The following is an 18,639-nucleotide window of genomic DNA, read 5'->3' as shown; positions in this document are numbered from 1 at the left end:
CTATCCCTTGTGCGGCCGCTCGACGCGGGCGAGGCGGGTCGCGGAGAGCGCATATGCCCCGGCCACCGCAAGCGTCAGCAGCGCGCCCAGAACGACAGCGGCCGGGAACGGGGCGGTCCCCGCTCGGAAGAGACCGACGACGGCCTGAACCGCGAAGAGCACGGAGAGGACCGCGCTGGAGAGAGCCGTCGTCGTCATCCGCCACCACGGCCGCGGCGCCATGCTCTCTCCGGGACCACGGAACACCCGCGCGGTGAACACCACCAGCGCGATGACCGCCAGCAGCGACCAGACATATCCGGCGAACAGATCCATCACGGCGAGGACGACCCCGAGCATCGGGAGGATGAGCAGGGCTCCGACGACGATCCCGGCCTTGGCCGATGGTGCGCGTACACGCATCGCTCCCTCTCCTCTCCCCCACACGACAAAGAGCACGTTACCCGTCGAACGCACGTTATCCGTCGAGAGCACGGGATCTCGTCGAGCGCACGGCTTCTTCACGCCAGGAAGCCGTGCACTCGACAGGAAGCCATGCACTCGGCGGACGGGGTCAGCGCTTGTGACGCTGCACGGCCAGGGTCACCGTCGCGGAATCGGCGGGAGCGGGAGCAGGAGAGGCGGCGGCGAGGTCGGGGAGACCCGCGGAGACCGCCTTGCGTGTGCGACCGATCGCTCGGCGAGAGAGCGCCCACTGCAGGCCGTAGCCGATCGCGAACACCATCAGCGTGAAGATCAGCGCCATCGCGGCCCCCTGGTCCGGCGCATACAGCTGTGCGGACCGCGGGTTGATCATGGCGTAGATGTACATCGACAGCGGCCGCGACGACGGGGTCGCCAGGAACGCCGGGAGCGTGAACTCATTGGTGCCGAGGATGAACATCTGGATCCACACGGCCATCACGGTCGGCATCAGCAGCGGCGCGATGATGCGTCGGAATCCCTCGAACCGACTCGCTCCGCTGGTGAGCGCCGCCTCCTCCAGCTCGGGTCGGATCTGCAGCGTCGCGCTGTACGACGAGCGGTAGGCGATCGACACCCGGTAGGAGTACGCGATCACGAGCGCGAGCAGCGTGCCCGCGATCGGGATGTACGGGTTGATCACCATGAAGGTGAGGAACATCGCGAAGCCGGCGATGGTCGCGGGGATCGCGACCGATGAGGAGGCGAACAGGTCCATGGCCTTCACCCACCCGGTCTTCTTGCTGCGGGCGATGCCGTAGGCGAGCACCGTGGCGAAGACCACCGCGATCGTGGCGCTGCCGCCCGCGATGATGACCGTGCGTCCGAGCGACACCCAGAACTCGGGGTCGGCGAGCACCGTGCCGAAGGCGCCGAAGTCGGTGCTGCCGAGCATCGCGTCGATCGAGAACGCCACCGGATAGGGCGTGATCGCCGCCCACAGCAGAGCGAGCAGAGGGAGGATGCCGGTGAGCAGGATGAACACGGCGACCAGCAGCATGACCGGGATCTTCCACGGCCCCATCCGCATGGTCGACGGCCGGAAGCCCTTGCCCGACACCGAGGCTCTGCGCTCGGCGTTGCGTGTCGCCCGCAGGTAGATCGCGAACGCGACGGTCGTGATCACGAGGAACACCAGCCCCCATGCGGCGGCCAGACCGTACTGCGGCAGTTCGCCCGCGTTGGAGCTGATGAGGGTCCAGAGCTTGAGGGCGAAGATGTCGCGTCCCGACTCCTGGCCGAACAGCAGCGGCACCTCGAGACTGCCGAGGCCGAGGATGAAGGTCAGCACCGTCACCCCGAGGAGCCCCGGCCACAGCATCGGTAGCGTCACTCGACGAAGCGTCTGCGGCCAGGAGGCCCCCGAGACCCGCGCCGACTCCTCCAGCGAGCCGTCCATGTTCGTCAGGATCGGCACGATCATCAGGTACGGGAACGTGACGTTCGTGAGCGCCTGGATGAAGATCATCGTCGGGAACGCATAGGGATCGATCGGCACGTCGCTCGCGAACGGCAGCAGCCGCAGCAGCTGGTTGAGCACCCCCGACTCGGGCGACAGCATCAGCAGGTAGGCCTGGGCCTTCACGATCGGCGGGATGATGTACGGCACGATCACCAGCACCGAGATCAGACGGCGCCACGGGGCATCCGTGCGCACCGTGACCCAGGCGAGGCCGAACGCCATCAGGAGCGTGAGGAGCGTGGACCCGCCGACGAAGGCGCCGGTCGCGCCGAGCACGCCCCAGAAGTCTTCGCGCAGCTGCCACAGGGTGACGAAGTTCTCGACACCCCACTGGGCCGACGAGACGCCGAAGGGCAGGAACGGACCACGGAACGCGGTGATCACCTGGACGATCAGTGGTACCGCGAGAAGGATGAAGATGACCGCGCCCGAGACGATCATCGCGATCGTCATCGTGGTGGGACGCTTTCGCCCCGTGGTCCGTCCTGCCTTGAACATCGTTATCCGTTCAGCGCCTTGTCGGCGGCGTTGATCATGGCCTGCCAGTCGTCACGAGTGGCCTGCGTCTCGGTCTCGGCACCGTTCTCGAGGCCGAGCAGCAGCGCGTCGGAGTTCGTCTTCATGAGTCCGGTGGACTCGGCGAAGGTCGCGGCGGGGAGACCGGCGAACGGCACCTGCGTGCTGGCGAAGCGCTCGTCCGTCATGCGGAGGCTGATCCAGTCGGGGTCGAATGCGTTCCACAGGGTCCACAGCGCGGCCCCCGGCTTGTTCTTGGCGTCGGAGTTGACGCCGGAGAACTGCGCCCAGACTCCCGCGTGCTCGAACGGTGAGACCTGCAGCGCCGGGTTCGGGTTGAACAGCGTCTGGTTGAGCGCGACCGGCACGTCACCACTCGACAGCGGAGCGCCCTGGTCCTCCAGCAGCTTCAGGTTGCCCGACGACAGGAGCTCGTCGATCAGCGAGACCATCTTGTCCTCGCCCTCGGCCATGCCGTATCCGGCGAAGACCACCGCGTTGTAACCGGCGACCGACACCTTGTCCTTGTATTCGGTGGCGAGCAGCCCGTCGAGCGTCTCGGGCACCGCGGTCACCTTGTCGGTGTTGTACTGGATGAGCGTGCCGTTGATGCTGTCGGGCATGAGCTCGGGGGCGCCGATGGTCAGGAACTCCTTCGGAACGCCGAAGCTCTCCCAGTCGACCTTCTCCCAGAAGCCCTCGTCGTACATCGCGGCCATCGAGGTGATCGAGCCGGACACCACATCGGTGTTCCGCGAACCGGTCGCCTTCGCCGAGATGATCGCCGACGACAGGTTGTACGTCAGCCCCCTGGTCTCGACCTTGATGTCGGGGAAGCGCTTGTTGAACTGCTCGATCACGTCAGGCGACAGCTCGTACCAGTCCCAGATGACCAGCGTGCCGCCGTCGGCCTTCTTCGCCTCTTCGTAGAGGGCGTCGAGCTGCTTGTCGATCTCGGGCCAGTAGTCGTCGTAGAAGTTCTCGCAGCGGGTGATCGCTCCGACTTCCACGGCGTCGCAGGTGGCCGACGCGGCGTCGCCCTCGAGCGCGCTGTCACCGCCGCCGGCATCGGTCGAGGTGTTGCATCCGGTCAAGGCGAGCGCGAAGACCGCCGTGATGGCGACAGCTCCCAGTGTTCTCTTCATGATCTGAATGTCCTCTCTGACATCAGGTGTGTGATTGCGGGTGTGGTGCGGGGTGGATCAGGCGCCCAGCACGCGGCAGGCGTGCGAGACCAGTTCGAGGAAGACCCTGCCGCCCTCGGGGGGTGTCGCGAGTGGCGCTCCGCGTCCGACGATCGTGGCGACGGGCTCGCCATCGGTGAGCACTTCGGCCTCGTACTCGACGATCTCGCCGAGGAACTCCACCCGCACGATGCGCACGGGAAGGACGTTCGGGCGATCGATGTCGGTCTCATGCCAGCGCACGGTCTCGGGCCGGAATGTCAGCGTGACCTCGTCGCCGATCGAGACCCCGTCGGGCACCGGCGTCTGCAGCCGGGTGCCGAGCGCCTCGACCACCGCGTCGCCGGCGCCGTCACGATCGATCACCACGGCGGGGATCATGTTCGCGCGACCGACGAAGTTCGCCACGAATCGGTCGGCCGGCTGGTCGTAGAGCTCGCGGGGTGACGCCTCCTGCACGATGCGTCCGCCGTTCATCACGGCCACCCGATCCGACATCGACAGCGCCTCGGATTGATCGTGCGTGACGTAGAGGGCACTGATGCCGAGGGTGCGCTGCAGGCTCCGCAGCTCGTTGCGCATGGTGTCGCGCAGCTTGGCGTCGAGGTTCGACAGCGGCTCGTCGAGCAGCAGCAGACGCGGTCGGTGGGCCAACGCACGAGCGAGGGCCAGGCGCTGCTGCTGACCGCCTGAGAGCGCGGTGGCCGGGCGCTGCGCGAGATGATCGAGCTGCACGAGCTCCAGCGCCTCCATCGCCCGCTTGCGCGCCTCCTGCTTCGGAAGCTTCGAACCCGCGACCTGCAGCGGGAAGATCGCGTTGGCGAACACCGTCATGTGCGGCCAGATCGCGTAGTTCTGGAACACCATGCCGATGTCGCGCTTGTCGGGCGACACGTGCGCGGTGCCGGTCGACAGCACGTTGCCGTCGAGCGAGATGACGCCGCCGTTGCTCCGTTCGAGGCCGGCGACACAGCGCAGGGTGGTGGTCTTGCCGCATCCCGACGGGCCGAGGAGCGAATAGAACGTCCCGGGCTCGATCGTGAACGTGACGTCCTTGACCACGGGGACGGCGGCGCCGTCGAGCTCATAGTCCTTCTTCAGGGCGTCGACGACCAGTCGACCGCCTCCGGAGCTGACCGTCATCGGAGTCCTCTCGTCCTTCGTGCTCGTGGTCGGATTCGTTCTGGATGTTGGATCCACTGCGATCGCCGCCATCATCGTCCCTCTCTCACGACAGAACCCGCCGTCTGCGGGGTGACCGGGGCTCCCCAGGCTCGCGGCTTCTCGAAGAACACCACGACGACCGCGCACACCGCGAAGGCGATGGCCGAGAGCAGCAGCGACTGCGACATGGCCGCGGCCAGTCCGATCCCGTCCTTCGTCGACAGCTCGCTCCCCGGGTGGATCGCCCCTGGCACGAAACCGGTGATGTGCGCGGCGAGCGTCACGTTCATCAGCACCGCCAGCAGCGCCGATCCGATCACGGACCCCATCTGCCTGGTGGTGGAGTAGACGCCGGATCCCGCTCCTGCTTGCGTGTGCGGGAGATTGCGGGTGGCCGTCGACGCGAGCGGACCGAACATCCCCGATACGCCGACGCCCAGCAGCGCCGAGGGCAGAAGCAGGAGCCAGAACGGGGCGTCGATCGTCATCGTCGCCGCATACCAGGCCATGGCCACCGCCGAGATGACGAAGGCGGCGAAGGTGACCCACCGCGGACCGATCCGGTCGCTCAGCTTGCCGACGAACGGCCCGAGCACCCCCGAGACGACCGCCATCGGTGCGAGCATGAGCGCTGCGAGCGTCGGGTCGAGCCCGCGGGCGACCTGGAAGTAGAAGGCGAGGGGGACGGGCATGGCCGTGATGCCGACACCGACGAGGAAGATCGTGGCGTTCGCGACCGAGAAGTTGCGGTCGCGGAAGAGGCTGAGGGGCATGAGGGGCTCTGCACGATTGACGCGCTGCCACACGACGAAGAGCACCAGGAGCACGGCTCCGGCGACGATGACGCCCCACACGGTGACCGGACCGAACATCACCCCCCAGTCGTAGACCTCGCCCTCCTGGATGCCGAAGACCAGCAGGAACAGTCCGAGTCCGGACAGCGCGACCCCCACCACGTCGAAGCGGTGCGGGTGTCCTTCGAGATCGGGGACCAGACGCCAGGCAACGACGAAGGCGACGATCCCGACAGGCACGTTGACGAAGAAGATCCACTCCCAGCCGACGGTGTCGGTGAGCACGCCGCCGAGGATCGGGCCGACGAGCGTCGCGAGCCCTCCGACAGCGCCCCACGCCCCCATCGCCTGACCCCGACCGCGCGGCGGGAACACCCGCGCGATGATCGCCATGGTCTGCGGCGTCATCAGCGCGGCACCGAAGCCCTGCACGGCGCGAGCCGCGATGAGCATCTCGATGCTGCCGGCCAGACCGCACGCGAGCGAGGCGAGGGTGAACAGCACGAGCCCCACGAGATAGACCCGCTTGGGACCGAAGCGATCCCCCAGGCGACCGGTCACCAGCAGGGGGACGGCGTAGGCGAGCAGGTAGGCACTGGTGACCCAGATGACCGTGGTCAGGTCGGCGTCGAACGCCGCGAGGATGACCGGGTTGGCGATGGCCACGATCGTCGTGTCGACGAGGATCATGAAGAAGCCGATGCACAGCGCCCACAGGGCCGGCCACGGCCTAACTGTCTGAGTCATGGATCACTTTCGGGACGGATCGTCAGGGGTCGGGAGCCGGTGTCCGTCCACTCAGCCCCTTATGTGGAGGACGGACACCGGAGTTTCCGGGAAGAGTTCAGCCTTCGGTGGCGGGGAGACCGACCACGGGTTCACCCAGCAGCGGGGTCGACACCGCGTAGATGCCGTGGTTGGCGAAGAGCCAGATCACGTTGCGATCCCACTCCACGAAGATGCCGTGCACGGGTGCGGCGAGGTCATCGTCGTCCTTGAGGCCGATCGGAGGGACGAAGTACGCGCCGACCTGGGGGTTCTCCGGGTCGCGCACGTCGAAGATCTGCAACCCCGCGGCGTAGAACGCGTAGGGGATGACGCCGCCGTGCGGCGTGCCCGTGTTGGTGAAGTACCCCGAGCGCTTGGGCCCGAACGACCCGCGGCGCTGCGCCCAGTCGGTGAACGCGGCCTCTGCCGGCGGCGTCGGGCGCGGCAGCGTGCGCACGACCCGCGGGTTCGTCGGATCGCTCACGTCGATCTGGTAGATCTCCTTGGCCGGCTCGTAGCAGTCGGTGTTCATCGGGTAGCCCGAGACATAGACGTAGCCCGTCTCCTCCACCTGGGTGGTGTCGACGTTGTCGCCCTCGGTGCCGGCGACGCTGACCGGCAAGTGGCACCAGCCGACGTGGTGGATGTTCGCGGGATCGGACACGTCGAGCACGAAGAAGCCCTGACCGCCCTGGGCGGCGTAGCCGTACTTCCATCCGGACTCGACCGAGCGCGGCAGGAAGATGCCCATGCGCGAGCCGAACCACGAGGTCTTGTTGTTCCAGCGCTCGTTGTCGGCGAGGTACTCGGAATCCGCCTCCTCCCCGGCACGCGACCCGGGCACCCACCAGTTCGAGAGCAGTTCGGGCTTCGCCGGGTCCGACACGTCGTAGGCCGCGTGTCCGGCGGTCCACAGCGTGGTCTTGTACGGCTGGTTGGTGAAGGTGTTGTCGGGCGCGGTCGCCACGAACAGGTACTTGTCGCCGTAGTAGACAGGAAGGTCGAGCACGCCGTTGCCCTCCTGGATCTCGTCCGGCCCGTGGTTCGGATCGGTCGAGACCTCGGTGAGGAGGGTCCAGTCGCGGGGGCTCGGGCCGTTCATCTCCCACGTGCGGAAGCCGCGCAGGCCCTCCCACTCCTTCAGCTGGCCCTCGACGGTGTCGTCGATCCACTTGTTGGCGACGCGCCCCTTGAGGAAGTACCGCGGAGTCTCGCTCGCCTGGATCGCGATGTGCTTTCCGAGCTTCTGGTTCCACTGCACCGTGGTGGCGCCGAACTGCGGGCGGGGGTCGTCCCAGCCCCACTGCTCCTCGTCGACGATCGTCAGGTCGCGAGGGTCGGTGATGTCGTAGAGCTTCCAGTGGTTGCCGCCGCCGTAGTGGAGCATGAGGCGACGGCCGTCCCAGTCGTAGATGCACTGCCACGAGTGACTGGTGTTCACCACGATCGGGTAGAACGCCTCGGCCTTGGCGTTGAGCGCATACGTCTCGGGGTCGCGGTAGTCGAGCTGGCCCGGCCAGTCGATGAAGACGTCGCGCGGGACGGACGGCGTGTGCGCCGGCGGCAGGAAGGTACCGTCGGGCTGCATGCCCCAGCTGGAGGGATCGGGATCGGCCGGTTCACCCTCGACGCGCTGGAAATCCTCCGGGCGGTACTTCTTCGCATCGGGCACGTAGGGAGAGCCGGCCATGTCGCCTCCATTGGCTGAATCGGGTGAGATCGTCACGACGTGGTGTCGTTCTCATCAGGTTCGTCCCGGTGAAGCGATGCTGTCCAATATCCATACGGGTCAGAGCTATGACCGTTCGGGCATATCAGCCGGCGAAGCGCGGCTCCGTCTCCGCGTAGTCCCGCTCGAGCTCCGCCAGGCGGGCGCCCTCTTCGCGAAGATGGGTCAGCAGCGCGGTGGCCGCTGGCGACGGCGCCCGATCCTTCGGCACCGTCACGCCGACCGAGCGGCGGATGGAGCTCAACGGCGTGGGCAGGATCCGCAGTTCACGGTCGTCGACGGCGATGAACATCGGCAGCGCCGCGATCACGTCGGTCGAGATCAGCAGGGTGCGCAGTGTCAGCATGGAGGTGCACTCGACGCGGTCGGGCGGCAACGGCAGCCCCTCGTGGAAGAAGACCGCTTCGAGCTCGGCCCGGAGCGCCGTCTGGGCCACGGGGAAGATCCAGGGATACGCGATCAGCTCGGCGAGGGAGTTCGCCTTGACACCGCCGAGCACCGGATGCCCGGCCCGTGCGACCAGACGGATCGGCTCCAGGTGCAGTCGCTCCTGCTCGAGCCGCACCGGCACCGTCGGCGAGAGCCGCCCGACGGTCAGGTCGAGGTCGCCCGCGAGCAGCAGCTGCTGCAGGGTGTCCGGGGTGCCCTCGCGCACCACCACGGTCAGCCGTGGATGCTCGGCCTTCAGCGCCGCGATGGCCCGCGGCAGCAGCAGGTTGGAACCTGCGAGGTGCGTGCCGACGGTCACCGTGCCGAGCTGCCCCGACTGCAGCAGCCGCACCTCCTCCCCCGCGGCGCGCAGCTCGGCGAGCACCGAGCGGGCGCGCTCGATGAACGAGTGCCCGTATTGCGTCGGCCGCACGCCGCGCGGCAACCGTTCGAACAGCGGCACACCCAGCACCTCTTCGACCTCGCGGAGACCGCGGGTGACGACCGGCTGGGTGATGTGCAGCGACTCGGCGGCGCGCACCAGGGTGCCTTCGTCGGCGATGGCGGTGACGAGGACGAGGTGGCGGATCTTGACCCGCCCGTCGAGCAGTCGATCGGTGACCATGATCCGGACTATAGCCGTACGGGCATGGCAGTGCATCAAGAGAGTATTTGTCGGCATCCCTCGAACGTTCCTAGCCTGAGCCCATGCCTTCCGAGACGATGACGCCTCCCCTCCGTGCCTCCGAGCAGGAGCGAACGCCCCGCGCGATCCACAACATGATCGCCGGCGAGCGCGTGGAGGGCATCGCCACCTTCGCGAAGGTCAGCCCGGTCGACGGCTCGGTCATCGCCGAGGTGCACGAAGCCGGCACCGAGCAGGTCGACCGCGCCGTGGCCGCCGCGCGCGCCGCGTTCGACGGACCCTGGGGACGGATGACGATCGCGGAGCGCGCCCGTCTGCTGCGCGGTGTGGCCGACGCGATCGACCGCCGCGCCGATGAGCTCGTCGCGGCCGAGGTCGGCGACACCGGCAAGCCCGAGGCACTCGCCCGCGACCTCGACGTGGCCCGTGCCGCCGCGAACTTCCGCTCCTTCGCCGACACGGTCTCGACGGCAGGCCTCGACTCGTTCCTCACCGAGCTGCCCGACGGCCGGCGCGCCCTGAACTACGCCGTGCGCAAGCCGCTCGGGGTCGTCGCCGTGATCGTGCCGTGGAACCTGCCGCTGCTGCTGCTCACGTGGAAGCTCGCTCCCGCCCTCGCCACCGGCAACACCGTGGTGATCAAGCCCTCGGAGGAGACGCCGTCGTCGGCGACGCTGCTGGCCGAGATCCTCGCCGAGGCGGGGGTGCCCGCGGGGGTCGTGAACGTCGTGCACGGTTTCGGCGCCGATTCCGCGGGCGAGGCCCTCACCACGCATCCGGGCATCGACGGGGTCACGTTCACCGGCGAATCGTCCACCGGATCCGCGATCATGCGGGCGGTCGCGCCGCGGGTGCGCCCGGTCTCGTTCGAGCTCGGCGGCAAGAACGCCGCGCTCGTGTTCGCCGACGCCGACCTCGATGCCGCCGTCGCCGGGCTCGCCCGCTCCACGTACCTCAACACCGGCCAGGTGTGCCTGTGCACCGAGCGCATCTACGTGCAGCGCGCGGTCTTCGATGAGGTGGCCGCGGGCCTCGCCGAGCACGCCGCCCGTCTGCGTCTGGGCCGCCCGGAGGACCCGGCCACGACCACCGGTCCTCTCATCTCGCAGGCTCACCGTGAGAAGGTGCGCTCGTACTTCGACCTCGCCGTCGCGGAGGGGGCGACGGTGCTCGCGGGCGGCGGCATCCCCACGCTCGGCGACGGACTCGACGGCGGATCGTGGATCGAGCCGACGCTGTGGACCGGCCTCGACAACAGCAACCGCACCGTGCGCGAAGAGGTGTTCGGTCCCGTCGCCGCCCTCATCCCCTTCGACACCGAAGAGGAGGCGATCCGATTGGCGAACGACACCGACTACGGCCTCGCCGCGGTCACCTGGACCACCGACCTGACCCGCGGACACCGCGTGGCGCAGCAGATGCGCACGGGCATGTCGTGGGTGAACACCTGGTATCTGCGCGACCTGCGCAGCCCCTTCGGCGGCGTCGGACTCTCGGGCATCGGCCGCGAGGGCGGGCACCACTCGCTCGAGTTCTACACCGAGCCGACGAACGTGTGCGTGCAGCTGTGACCGGCCTCCCCGAGTCCGACGGTGTGCGTGCGGCCGACGAACGGCTGCGACGCGCGGCCGAATCGGGGCACCCGTGCGCCCCGGTGCGCGACCTGCTCGGCGAGACGGATCAGGATGCCGCGTACGCGGTGCAGTCGCTCGGCATCGCCCGCCGCCTCGACGAGGGTCGACGGGTCGTCGGCCGCAAGATCGGCCTCACCTCCCCCGCCGTGCAGACGCAGCTCGGCGTCGACAGCCCCGACTACGGGGTGCTGCTCGACGACATGATGTTCGCCGACCGCGAGCCGATCGACCTCGCCCGCTTCCTGCAGCCGCGGGCCGAAGCCGAGGTCGCCTTCGTGCTCGGCAGCGACCTCGACTCCCCCACCACCCATGTCGCCGACGTGATCCGTGCCACGGAGTTCGTGCTGCCCGCGATCGAGGTCGTCGACTCCCGCGTGGCCGGGTGGGACATCCGCATCACCGACACGATCGCCGACAACGCCTCCAGCGGGGCGGTCGTGCTCGGCACCACGCCTCGGCGCCTCGACGGGTTCGATCTGACCGCGCTCGCCATGACGCTCGACCGTGAGGGCCGTCCGGTCTCGACCGGTTCGGGGGCCGCATGCCTCGGCAGCCCGGTGATCGCGGTGGCCTGGCTCGCCCGCGAGGTCGCCCGCCGCGGGCAGCCGCTGCGCGCCGGCGAGGTGCTCCTCTCCGGAGCCCTCGGCCCCATGGTCGACGCGACCGCCGGGGTGTATCGCGCCCGACTCGACGGTCTCGGCGAGGTCCGTGCCGACTTTTTCGGCACGGCATCCGGAAGAGCGTCGGGCACATCATCGGAAGGGGCTGCGGCATGACCGTCGGCATCGCCATCATCGGCTCGGGCAACATCGGCACCGACCTGCTCATCAAGGTGAAGCGGCTCTCGACCACGCTGCATGTGGTCGCGATGGCCGGCATCGACGAGCACTCCGACGGCCTCGCCCGTGCGCGACGGCTCGGAGTCGCCACCACCCACGAGGGCGTGGACGGACTGATCGCGATGCCCGAGTTCGCCGACGTCGAGCTCGTGTTCGACGCCACCTCGGCCGGCGCCCACGCCCGCAACGACGCCCTCGTGCGCAACGCCGGACGCCTCATGGTCGATCTGACCCCCGCCGCGATCGGGCCGTACGTCGTGCCCGTCGTCAACCTCGACGCCCACCTCGGTGCGACCAACGTCAACATGGTCACGTGCGGCGGCCAGGCCACGGTGCCGATGGTGGCCGCCGTGTCGCGCGTCGCCCCGGTGGCCTACGCCGAGATCGTCGCCTCGATCGCCTCGAAGTCGGCCGGTCCCGGCACCAGAGCGAACATCGACGAGTTCACCGAGACCACGGCCCGTGCGCTGGAGGTGATCGGCGGCGCCGACCACGGCAAGGCCATCATCGTACTCAACCCCGCCGACCCGCCGCTCATCATGAGGGACACGGTGTTCTGCCTGGTCGAGGGCGACCCTGAAGCCTTGGATCGGGATGCCGTCAGCGCCTCGGTCGCCGACATGGTCGCCGCGGTGCAGGCCTACGTCGGGGGCTACCGGCTCAAGCAGCAGGTGCAGTTCGATGCGGTCGACGAGCCCTACGTGCCCGCACTCGACCGACCGTTCCGCGGGACGCGCGTGACCGTCCTGCTGGAAGTCGCCGGCGCCGGCCACTATCTTCCGGAGTACGCGGGCAATCTCGACATCATGACCTCGGCCGCCCTGCGCACGGCCGAACGACTCGTCGCCGAACGGACAGGGGTTCCCGCATGACCACCTCATCTCCCCGCGTCTACGTGCAGGACGTCACGCTCCGCGACGGCATGCACGCCATCGGCCACGGCTACACGACCGACCAGGTGCGCGATATCGCCCGTGCTCTCGAGGCGGCAGGCGTTGATGCCATCGAGGTCGCGCACGGCGACGGCCTCGGCGGTTCGAGTGTGGCTTACGGACAGGGAGCGCACACCGACTGGCAGTGGATCGAGGCGGCGGCCGAGGTGCTCGACCGCGCCGTCCTGACCACCCTGATCCTTCCCGGCATCGGCACGATCGACGACCTCGCCCGGGCCCGCGACCTCGGCGTCGCGAGCGTGCGGGTCGCGACGCACTGCACCGAGGCCGACGTCGCCATCCAGCACATCACGTGGGCGCGCGAGCACGGCATGGACGTCTCGGGCTTCCTGATGATGAGCCACCTCAACGACCCGCGCGGTCTCGCGGAGCAGGCGAAGATCATGGAAGCGGCCGGCGCGCACTGCGTGTACGTCACCGACTCGGGCGGGCGCCTCACGATGCGCGACGTCGCCGACCGCGTCGATGCCTACCGCGAGGTGCTCGACCCCGGCACGCAGATCGGCATCCACGCGCACGAGAACCTCTCGCTGAGCGTGGCCAACAGCGTCACGGCCGTCGAGCACGGCGTGTACCGGGTCGACGCCTCGCTCGCAGGGCAGGGTGCCGGAGCGGGCAACTGTCCGATCGAGGCGTTCATCGCGGTGGCCGACCTGCTCGGCTGGGAGCACGGCTGCGACCTGTTCGCCTTGCAGGATGCGGCGGAGGAGCTGGTGCGTCCGCTGCAGCGCCGCCCCGTCCGCGTCGACCGCGAAACCCTCACGCTCGGCTACGCCGGGGTGTACTCGAGCTTCCTGCTGCACGCCGAGCGCGCGGCCGAGAAGCACGGCCTCGACGCCCGCGACATCCTCGTGGAGCTGGGCCGCCGCCGCATGGTGGGCGGCCAGGAGGACATGATCGTCGACGTCGCGCTCGACCTTGTCGCCACCCGTTCGGGGGTGACCGCATGACCGCGGACGCGGTGTTCGCCGCCGCGCTCGACACCGCGCAGCGCACCGCGACCGCGATCAGCCAGCTCTCCGCATCCGCAGAGGTCGATCTCGACACCGCGTACGCCACGCAGCATGCACTGATCGCCCGTCGGATCGCCCGCGGCGAGCGCCTCACGGGCCTCAAGCTCGGGTTCACGAGCCAGGCGAAGGCGCAGCAGATGGGCGTGCATGACGTCATCGTCGGCAGCCTCACCGATGCGATGCGCCTCGACGACGGCGCGCTGTTCGACCGGCGGTCCGCCATCCACCCGCGCATCGAACCCGAGGTCGCGTACCTGCTCGCCGCGGACTTCGACGGCTCCGAGGTCGACCGTCCGTTGAGCGAGGTCGTCGCGGCCGTCGCTCCCGCACTGGAGATCATCGACTCCCGGTACCGGGACTTCCGTTTCAGCCTCGCCGATGTCGTCGCCGACAACACGTCGGCCGCCGCGTACGTGATCGGCCCCTGGACCCCGTTCGTCCAAGCCGGTGCCCTCGACAACAGGGCCGTGCGGCTCGAGGTCGACGGCAGGATCAGCGCCACAGGCTCCACCGCGGCCATCCTCGGCGACCCCGGCCGTGCCGTCGCCGCGGCCGCGCGCCTCGCCTCCCACCACGGCTTCACGCTGCGCGCCGGCACGGTCCTGCTCGCCGGCGCCGCGACCGCCGCCGTCCCGCTGCCCGACCACGGCATGGTCGAGGCGACGATCACCGGCCTCGGACGCGTCTCCATCCACACCCACGACGGATCCGACAGCCTCGAGAAGGGATCACGATGACAACATCACGCGGCATCCTCGTCGAGGGCAAGGCGACGCCCCGCGGCCGCTTCCCGCACGCCAAGGTCTCCGGCGACCTGGTCTTCGTCTCGGGCACGTCCAGCCGACGCCCCGACAACTCCATCGCCGGAGCGGAGGTCGACGAGTTCGGCGCGACCCGGCTCGATGTCGCGGTGCAGACCCGCGCGGTCATCGAGAACATCCGCGAGGTGCTGGCCGCCGCCGGCTGCACCCTCGACGACCTGGTGCAGGCGACGAGCTTCCTGGTCGACATGAATGACTTCGCTCCCTACAACGCGGTCTGGGCCGAGTACTTCGACGAGCAGGGACCCGCCCGCACGACGGTCGCCGTGCACGCCCTGCCGCATCCGCATCTGCGCATCGAGATCCAGGCGATCGCGCGCCGCCCCGACACAACGATCGAACACAACACCGCTGACCACACCACCGCTGACCACAACACCGCTGCCACTCTCGAGGAGGAGAAATGAGCACCACCACACCCGTCATCCCACCCGTGATCGATTTCCCGGCCTGGATCAAGGAGAACGAGCATCTCCTGAAGCCGCCGGTCAACAACAAGGCCGCCTGGACGCCCCTGGGCGACTTCATCGTGCAGGTCGTCGGCGGCCCGAACCAGCGCACCGACTTCCACTTCGACCCGTACGAGGAGTGGTTCTACCAATACCGCGGCAACATGCACGTGAACATCCAGACCCCCGACGGCCTGCAGCGCATCGACATCCGCGAGGGCGAGATGTGGCTGCTCCCCGGTAACGTCTTCCACTCCCCGCAGCGCCCCGAAGAGGGCTCCATCGGGATCGTGATCGAGCGCATCCGCGAAGAGGGCACGCTCGAGAAGTTCGCCTGGTTCTGCCCCAACTGCAATGCCAAGGTGCACGAGGTCGAGCTGCAGGTGCGCGACATCGTCGAGGACCTGCCGCCGGTGTTCCGCGACTTCTACGAGAGCGAAGAGGGGCGCACCTGCCCCGAGTGCGGCGCCGTCCACCCCGGCAAGGGCTGAAGCCCCTTGGGCACGATCGACGTCCACACGCACTTCGTGCCGAGTTCCTGGCCCGACCTGTCGACACAGGTCGGGCCGGGTGTCTGGCCGACCCTGCGGGTGGATTCCGAGCGCGAGGCGATGATCATGCTCGGCGAGACCGAGTTCCGCCGCGTCGGCGACGACTGCTGGGATGCGTCGGTGCGCGTGGCCGACATGGACGCCGACGGCGTCGAGATGCAGGTCGTCTCTCCCACGCCGCTGTTCTTCTCGTACGACAAGTCGGGTGACGAGGCCGTCAAGGTCGCGCGCATCTTCAACGACCTCGCTCTGGAGATCTGCGCTCCGGCCCCCGGCCGGCTGATCCCGTTCGCACAGGTACCCCTGCAGGATCCGGATGCCGCGTGCGCGGAGGCCGACCGCGCGATCGCCTCGGGCCACGCCGGTGTCGAGATCGGCAACCACGTGGGCGACCGCGACCTCGACGACGAGGGCACGGTGACCTTCCTGCAGCACTGCGCCGACAGCGGCATCCCGGTCTTCGTGCATCCGTGGGACATGCCGGGCTCCCCTCGTCTCGACCGCTGGATGGCCCGGTGGCTCACCGGCATGCCCGCAGAGACGCACCTGTCGATCATCGCGATGATCCTGGGCGGGGTCTTCGATCGCGTCCCGCCCACCCTCCGCCTGGCGTTCGCGCACGGCGGCGGTTCGTTCGCGTTCTGGCTGGGCCGGTTCGAGAACGCCTGGCGGCAACGCCCCGACCTCATCGGCGTCAGCGAGCGGCCGCCCTCTGCGTACCTCGACCGTTTCAGCGTCGACAGCGTCGTGTTCGACCCCGTGGCCCTGCGCGTGCTGGTCGAGACCCTCGGCGCCTCCCAGGTGATGGTGGGCAGCGACTACCCCTACCCCCTGGGCGAGCGACCCGTCGGCGGCGTCATCGACCGGGCCGACTTCCTCGACGAGGCGCAGAAGAGCGCCATCCGCCGCGACAACGCCCTGCGATTCCTCGGGCGCTGACCCGCATGATCTCGAACGGACCCGCCGCATGAGCACCACCTCCACCCGCCCCGCCATCGACCGCGCGACCTGCACGGCCCTCGACGATGCCGATCCGCTCGCCTCGATGCGCGAGCGCTTCGTGCTGCCCGACGGTGTGATCTACCTCGACGGCAACTCGCTCGGAGCGCTGCCCCGCCACACCGCGGCGCACCTGCAGCGCGTGATCACCGAGGAGTGGGGCACCGGCCTCATCCGCAGCTGGAACGATGCCGGGTGGTTCGCCAAGCCGCGCACGATCGGGGACCGCATCGCGCCGCTCGTCGGAGCGGATGCCGGAGAGGTCGTGCTCGGCGACTCCACGTCGGCGAGCCTGTTCCAAGCCGTGGTCGCTGCGGTCAGACTCCGACCGGGACGACGCGTGATCGTCGCAGAGCGGGGCAACTTCCCCACCGACCTCTACATGCTCGAAGCGGTGCAGGAGCTGCTCGGCAGCGGAACGCCCCTGGAGCGCCGACTGATCTCCGACGACGGCCCCACGTTCGACGACGTGCTCGACGATCACGTCGCCGTCGTCGTGCTCACCCAGGTCGACTACCGCACGGGACGCATGCACGACATCGCCGAGGTCACGCGCAAGGTCCACGCCGCCGGCGCCCTCGTGGTCTGGGATCTGTGCCACAGCGTCGGTGCCGTGCCGATCGACCTGAACGCCGCCGACGCCGACTTCGCGGTCGGCTGCACCTACAAGTACCTCAACGGCGGCCCCGGTTCGCCCTCGTTCATCTGGGCGGCCGCTCGGCATCACGATGCTGCCCGCCCCGCCCTCACCGGCTGGCACGGCCACGCGCGGCCGTTCGACTTCACCGTGGACTACACCCCGGCCCCGGGCATCGAGCGGTTCCGCGTCGGCACCCCGCAGCTGCTCTCGGTGGCCGGACTCGAGGCGAGCCTCGACATCTGGGACGACGTCGACCTGGAGCTCCTCCGCGAGAAGAGTCTGCGGCTGACCGAGCTCTTCATGTCGCTCGTCGACACCCGCCTCACACCGCGCTGGGGCATCGAGCCGGTGACCCCCCGTGAGTCCGCCCGCCGTGGCAGCCAGGTCTCCCTCCGACACGAAGACGGCTATGCGGTGATGCAGGCGCTGATCGAGCGCGGAGTGATCGGCGACTTCCGCGCCCCCGACCTCATCCGCTTCGGGTTCACACCTCTCTACACCTCCTACACCGACGTGTGGGATGCGATCGACGCGCTGGAAGACGTGCTGCACAGCGAGATCTGGCGTGAACCTCGCTTCGCACGTCGCGGCACCGTCACCTGAGAGCACCGTCACCTGAGAGCACCGTCACCTGAGAGCACCGTCACCTGAGAGCACCGTCACCTGAGGACACGGTCACCTCAGAGCACGGTCACCTAGGTCACACACCTGCATGACTGCTGCCCGGATGGATGAACGGACTGGTGTGCCGAGTCATGCATCCGTGTAGGAGTCATGCATTCCCCCCAGGCGTCAGGCTCCGTCGCCGGCAGCCTCGGTCGCCGCCGCGTCGAGCAGTGCGATGACCCCGTCGCGCACGTGGTTCAGGTGCGACTCGAGCACGCGCAGAGCCTCGTCCACATCTCCAGCTGCCACGACGTCGATCAGCTCACCGTGGGAGTGGTCATGTGCGCCGGGAGAGACCAGACGCCAGCCGAGCACGTAGCGTCCGAGCTTGAGCCGCAGCTGCTCGATCATCTCCCACATCACCGGCCGGGCCTCGGCGTCGTAGAGCGTCGCGTAGAACTCGGTGCGGGCCTCGACGAACTCGCCGCCCTCCGAGATGTCGTCCGCCGTCTTCGCGAGCTCCCGCAGCCGGCTGACCCGCTCCGGGGTGATCTCCTCCATCGCCAGGCGCAGCGCGTCCTTCTCGAGCAGCGTGCGCAGGTGGTAGACCTCGGTCGCCTCCTGCACCGAGAGTGCCCGCACCATCGCGCCGCGGCGGGCATGGAAGACCACGAGGCCGTCGGCCTCCAACTGGATCAGGGCGGAGCGGATCGGCAGTCGCGAGATGCCGATGGACTCCGCCAGGGTCTCCTGCCGCAGCTTCATCCCCGGAGGCAGGGTGCCGTCGAGGATCGCATCGCGGATGATGTCGTAGGCCATCGCTCCGACGGACCGGTATCCGGCTCCATGTCGCTGCGCGAGCTTCTGCAGAGCCTCGGCCCGTTCCTTGGGCGACGCGGCGTTCCCTGATTGCACCATGGGAGCGAGAGTATCGGATCATCCCGGCCAACTCTGCATTCTGGATCCAAAATCACCTCGCG

At 68.9% G+C, this 18,639-nt stretch carries 17 protein-coding genes; 9 read left to right on the top strand and 8 right to left on the bottom strand.

The window, feature by feature from the left end; genetic code table 11:
* The 7 genes from L687_RS40000 to L687_RS39970 all read right to left on the bottom strand — a co-directional run bounded on the left by L687_RS40000 (nucleotide 1) and on the right by L687_RS39970 (nucleotide 9,133).
* Complete coding sequence (locus L687_RS40000) at nucleotides 1-402, bottom strand: hypothetical protein (protein WP_021201472.1); 402 nt, start codon at nucleotides 400-402, stop codon at nucleotides 1-3.
* Nucleotides 403-553: 151 nt separating this feature from the next.
* Complete coding sequence (locus tag L687_RS39995) at nucleotides 554-2,377, bottom strand: ABC transporter permease (protein ID WP_167540723.1); 1,824 nt, start codon at nucleotides 2,375-2,377, stop codon at nucleotides 554-556.
* Between the two features lie 47 nt (nucleotides 2,378-2,424).
* The gene (locus tag L687_RS39990) at nucleotides 2,425-3,585 is read right to left on the bottom strand and encodes an ABC transporter substrate-binding protein (protein ID WP_021201470.1); all 1,161 of its coding nucleotides are present in this window, start codon (nucleotides 3,583-3,585) and stop codon (nucleotides 2,425-2,427) included.
* Nucleotides 3,586-3,642: 57 nt separating this feature from the next.
* Nucleotides 3,643-4,767 (bottom strand): ABC transporter ATP-binding protein, encoded by a 1,125-nt coding sequence (locus tag L687_RS42610; RefSeq protein ID WP_021201469.1) that lies wholly within the window; start codon nucleotides 4,765-4,767, stop codon nucleotides 3,643-3,645.
* 71 nt (nucleotides 4,768-4,838) lie between these two features.
* The gene (locus L687_RS39980; RefSeq protein WP_031208211.1) at nucleotides 4,839-6,329 is read right to left on the bottom strand and encodes a DHA2 family efflux MFS transporter permease subunit; all 1,491 of its coding nucleotides are present in this window, start codon (nucleotides 6,327-6,329) and stop codon (nucleotides 4,839-4,841) included.
* A 97-nt stretch (nucleotides 6,330-6,426) separates the two neighbouring features.
* Nucleotides 6,427-8,040 (bottom strand): LVIVD repeat-containing protein, encoded by a 1,614-nt coding sequence (locus tag L687_RS39975; RefSeq protein ID WP_021201467.1) that lies wholly within the window; start codon nucleotides 8,038-8,040, stop codon nucleotides 6,427-6,429.
* A gap of 124 nt (nucleotides 8,041-8,164) precedes the next feature.
* On the bottom strand, nucleotides 8,165-9,133 hold the full coding sequence (locus L687_RS39970) for a LysR substrate-binding domain-containing protein (protein ID WP_021201466.1): 969 nt from the start codon (nucleotides 9,131-9,133) through the stop codon (nucleotides 8,165-8,167).
* Nucleotides 9,134-9,216: 83 nt separating this feature from the next.
* Between L687_RS39970 and L687_RS39965 the strand changes: the two genes are divergently transcribed.
* Genes L687_RS39965 through kynU form a run of 9 tightly spaced genes read left to right on the top strand, consistent with a single transcriptional unit; the run spans nucleotide 9,217 to nucleotide 17,656 of the window.
* Nucleotides 9,217-10,725 carry a 2-hydroxymuconic semialdehyde dehydrogenase gene (locus L687_RS39965; protein WP_021201465.1) on the top strand — a complete coding sequence of 503 codons (1,509 nt, stop codon included), beginning with the start codon at nucleotides 9,217-9,219 and terminating at the stop codon, nucleotides 10,723-10,725.
* Nucleotides 10,722-11,564: a 2-keto-4-pentenoate hydratase gene (locus L687_RS39960; protein WP_021201464.1), complete on the top strand. Its 843-nt coding sequence runs from the start codon at nucleotides 10,722-10,724 to the stop codon at nucleotides 11,562-11,564. Before L687_RS39965 ends, L687_RS39960 begins: the two co-directional genes overlap by 4 nt.
* On the top strand, nucleotides 11,561-12,499 hold the full coding sequence (locus L687_RS39955) for an acetaldehyde dehydrogenase (acetylating) (RefSeq protein ID WP_021201463.1): 939 nt from the start codon (nucleotides 11,561-11,563) through the stop codon (nucleotides 12,497-12,499). Before L687_RS39960 ends, L687_RS39955 begins: the two co-directional genes overlap by 4 nt.
* A complete protein-coding gene (gene dmpG / locus L687_RS39950; protein ID WP_021201462.1) occupies nucleotides 12,496-13,530 on the top strand; it encodes a 4-hydroxy-2-oxovalerate aldolase in 1,035 nt (344 codons plus the stop codon). Before L687_RS39955 ends, dmpG begins: the two co-directional genes overlap by 4 nt.
* Nucleotides 13,527-14,330 carry a 2-keto-4-pentenoate hydratase gene (locus tag L687_RS39945; RefSeq protein ID WP_021201461.1) on the top strand — a complete coding sequence of 268 codons (804 nt, stop codon included), beginning with the start codon at nucleotides 13,527-13,529 and terminating at the stop codon, nucleotides 14,328-14,330. Before dmpG ends, L687_RS39945 begins: the two co-directional genes overlap by 4 nt.
* Complete coding sequence (locus L687_RS39940; protein ID WP_021201460.1) at nucleotides 14,327-14,821, top strand: RidA family protein; 495 nt, start codon at nucleotides 14,327-14,329, stop codon at nucleotides 14,819-14,821. Before L687_RS39945 ends, L687_RS39940 begins: the two co-directional genes overlap by 4 nt.
* On the top strand, nucleotides 14,818-15,354 hold the full coding sequence (locus L687_RS39935) for a 3-hydroxyanthranilate 3,4-dioxygenase (RefSeq protein ID WP_021201459.1): 537 nt from the start codon (nucleotides 14,818-14,820) through the stop codon (nucleotides 15,352-15,354). Before L687_RS39940 ends, L687_RS39935 begins: the two co-directional genes overlap by 4 nt.
* Before the next feature lie 6 nt (nucleotides 15,355-15,360).
* Entirely contained in the window at nucleotides 15,361-16,353 is a 993-nt protein-coding gene (locus tag L687_RS39930) for an amidohydrolase family protein (protein WP_021201458.1), read from the top strand.
* A 28-nt stretch (nucleotides 16,354-16,381) separates the two neighbouring features.
* Nucleotides 16,382-17,656: a kynureninase gene (kynU, locus tag L687_RS39925; protein ID WP_021201457.1), complete on the top strand. Its 1,275-nt coding sequence runs from the start codon at nucleotides 16,382-16,384 to the stop codon at nucleotides 17,654-17,656.
* Nucleotides 17,657-17,845: 189 nt separating this feature from the next.
* Here the strand turns inward: kynU and L687_RS42020 are convergent, their stop codons facing one another.
* Nucleotides 17,846-18,577: a GntR family transcriptional regulator gene (locus L687_RS42020; protein WP_021201456.1), complete on the bottom strand. Its 732-nt coding sequence runs from the start codon at nucleotides 18,575-18,577 to the stop codon at nucleotides 17,846-17,848.
* Between the last annotated feature and the right edge of the window lie 62 nt (nucleotides 18,578-18,639).

The sequence above is a fragment of the Microbacterium maritypicum MF109 genome, from assembly GCF_000455825.1.
Taxonomy (GTDB): Bacteria; Actinomycetota; Actinomycetes; order Actinomycetales; family Microbacteriaceae; genus Microbacterium; species Microbacterium maritypicum_A.
Note: the sequence above shows the minus strand (reverse complement) of the source record. Positions and strands in the feature narration are given on the sequence as shown.

Coding starts and splice junctions, on each gene's coding strand:
- L687_RS40000 (WP_021201472.1), bottom strand. CDS start 402: ATGCGTGTACGCGCACCATCGGCCAAGGCCGGGATCGTCGTCGGAGCC.
- L687_RS39995 (WP_167540723.1), bottom strand. CDS start 2,377: ATGACGATCGCGATGATCGTCTCGGGCGCGGTCATCTTCATCCTTCTC.
- L687_RS39990 (WP_021201470.1), bottom strand. CDS start 3,585: ATGAAGAGAACACTGGGAGCTGTCGCCATCACGGCGGTCTTCGCGCTC.
- L687_RS42610 (WP_021201469.1), bottom strand. CDS start 4,767: ATGACGGTCAGCTCCGGAGGCGGTCGACTGGTCGTCGACGCCCTGAAG.
- L687_RS39980 (WP_031208211.1), bottom strand. CDS start 6,329: ATGACTCAGACAGTTAGGCCGTGGCCGGCCCTGTGGGCGCTGTGCATC.
- L687_RS39975 (WP_021201467.1), bottom strand. CDS start 8,040: ATGGCCGGCTCTCCCTACGTGCCCGATGCGAAGAAGTACCGCCCGGAG.
- L687_RS39970 (WP_021201466.1), bottom strand. CDS start 9,133: ATGGTCACCGATCGACTGCTCGACGGGCGGGTCAAGATCCGCCACCTC.
- L687_RS39965 (WP_021201465.1), top strand. CDS start 9,217: ATGCCTTCCGAGACGATGACGCCTCCCCTCCGTGCCTCCGAGCAGGAG.
- L687_RS39955 (WP_021201463.1), top strand. CDS start 11,561: ATGACCGTCGGCATCGCCATCATCGGCTCGGGCAACATCGGCACCGAC.
- dmpG (WP_021201462.1), top strand. CDS start 12,496: ATGACCACCTCATCTCCCCGCGTCTACGTGCAGGACGTCACGCTCCGC.
- L687_RS39945 (WP_021201461.1), top strand. CDS start 13,527: ATGACCGCGGACGCGGTGTTCGCCGCCGCGCTCGACACCGCGCAGCGC.
- L687_RS39940 (WP_021201460.1), top strand. CDS start 14,327: ATGACAACATCACGCGGCATCCTCGTCGAGGGCAAGGCGACGCCCCGC.
- L687_RS39935 (WP_021201459.1), top strand. CDS start 14,818: ATGAGCACCACCACACCCGTCATCCCACCCGTGATCGATTTCCCGGCC.
- kynU (WP_021201457.1), top strand. CDS start 16,382: ATGAGCACCACCTCCACCCGCCCCGCCATCGACCGCGCGACCTGCACG.
- L687_RS42020 (WP_021201456.1), bottom strand. CDS start 18,577: ATGGTGCAATCAGGGAACGCCGCGTCGCCCAAGGAACGGGCCGAGGCT.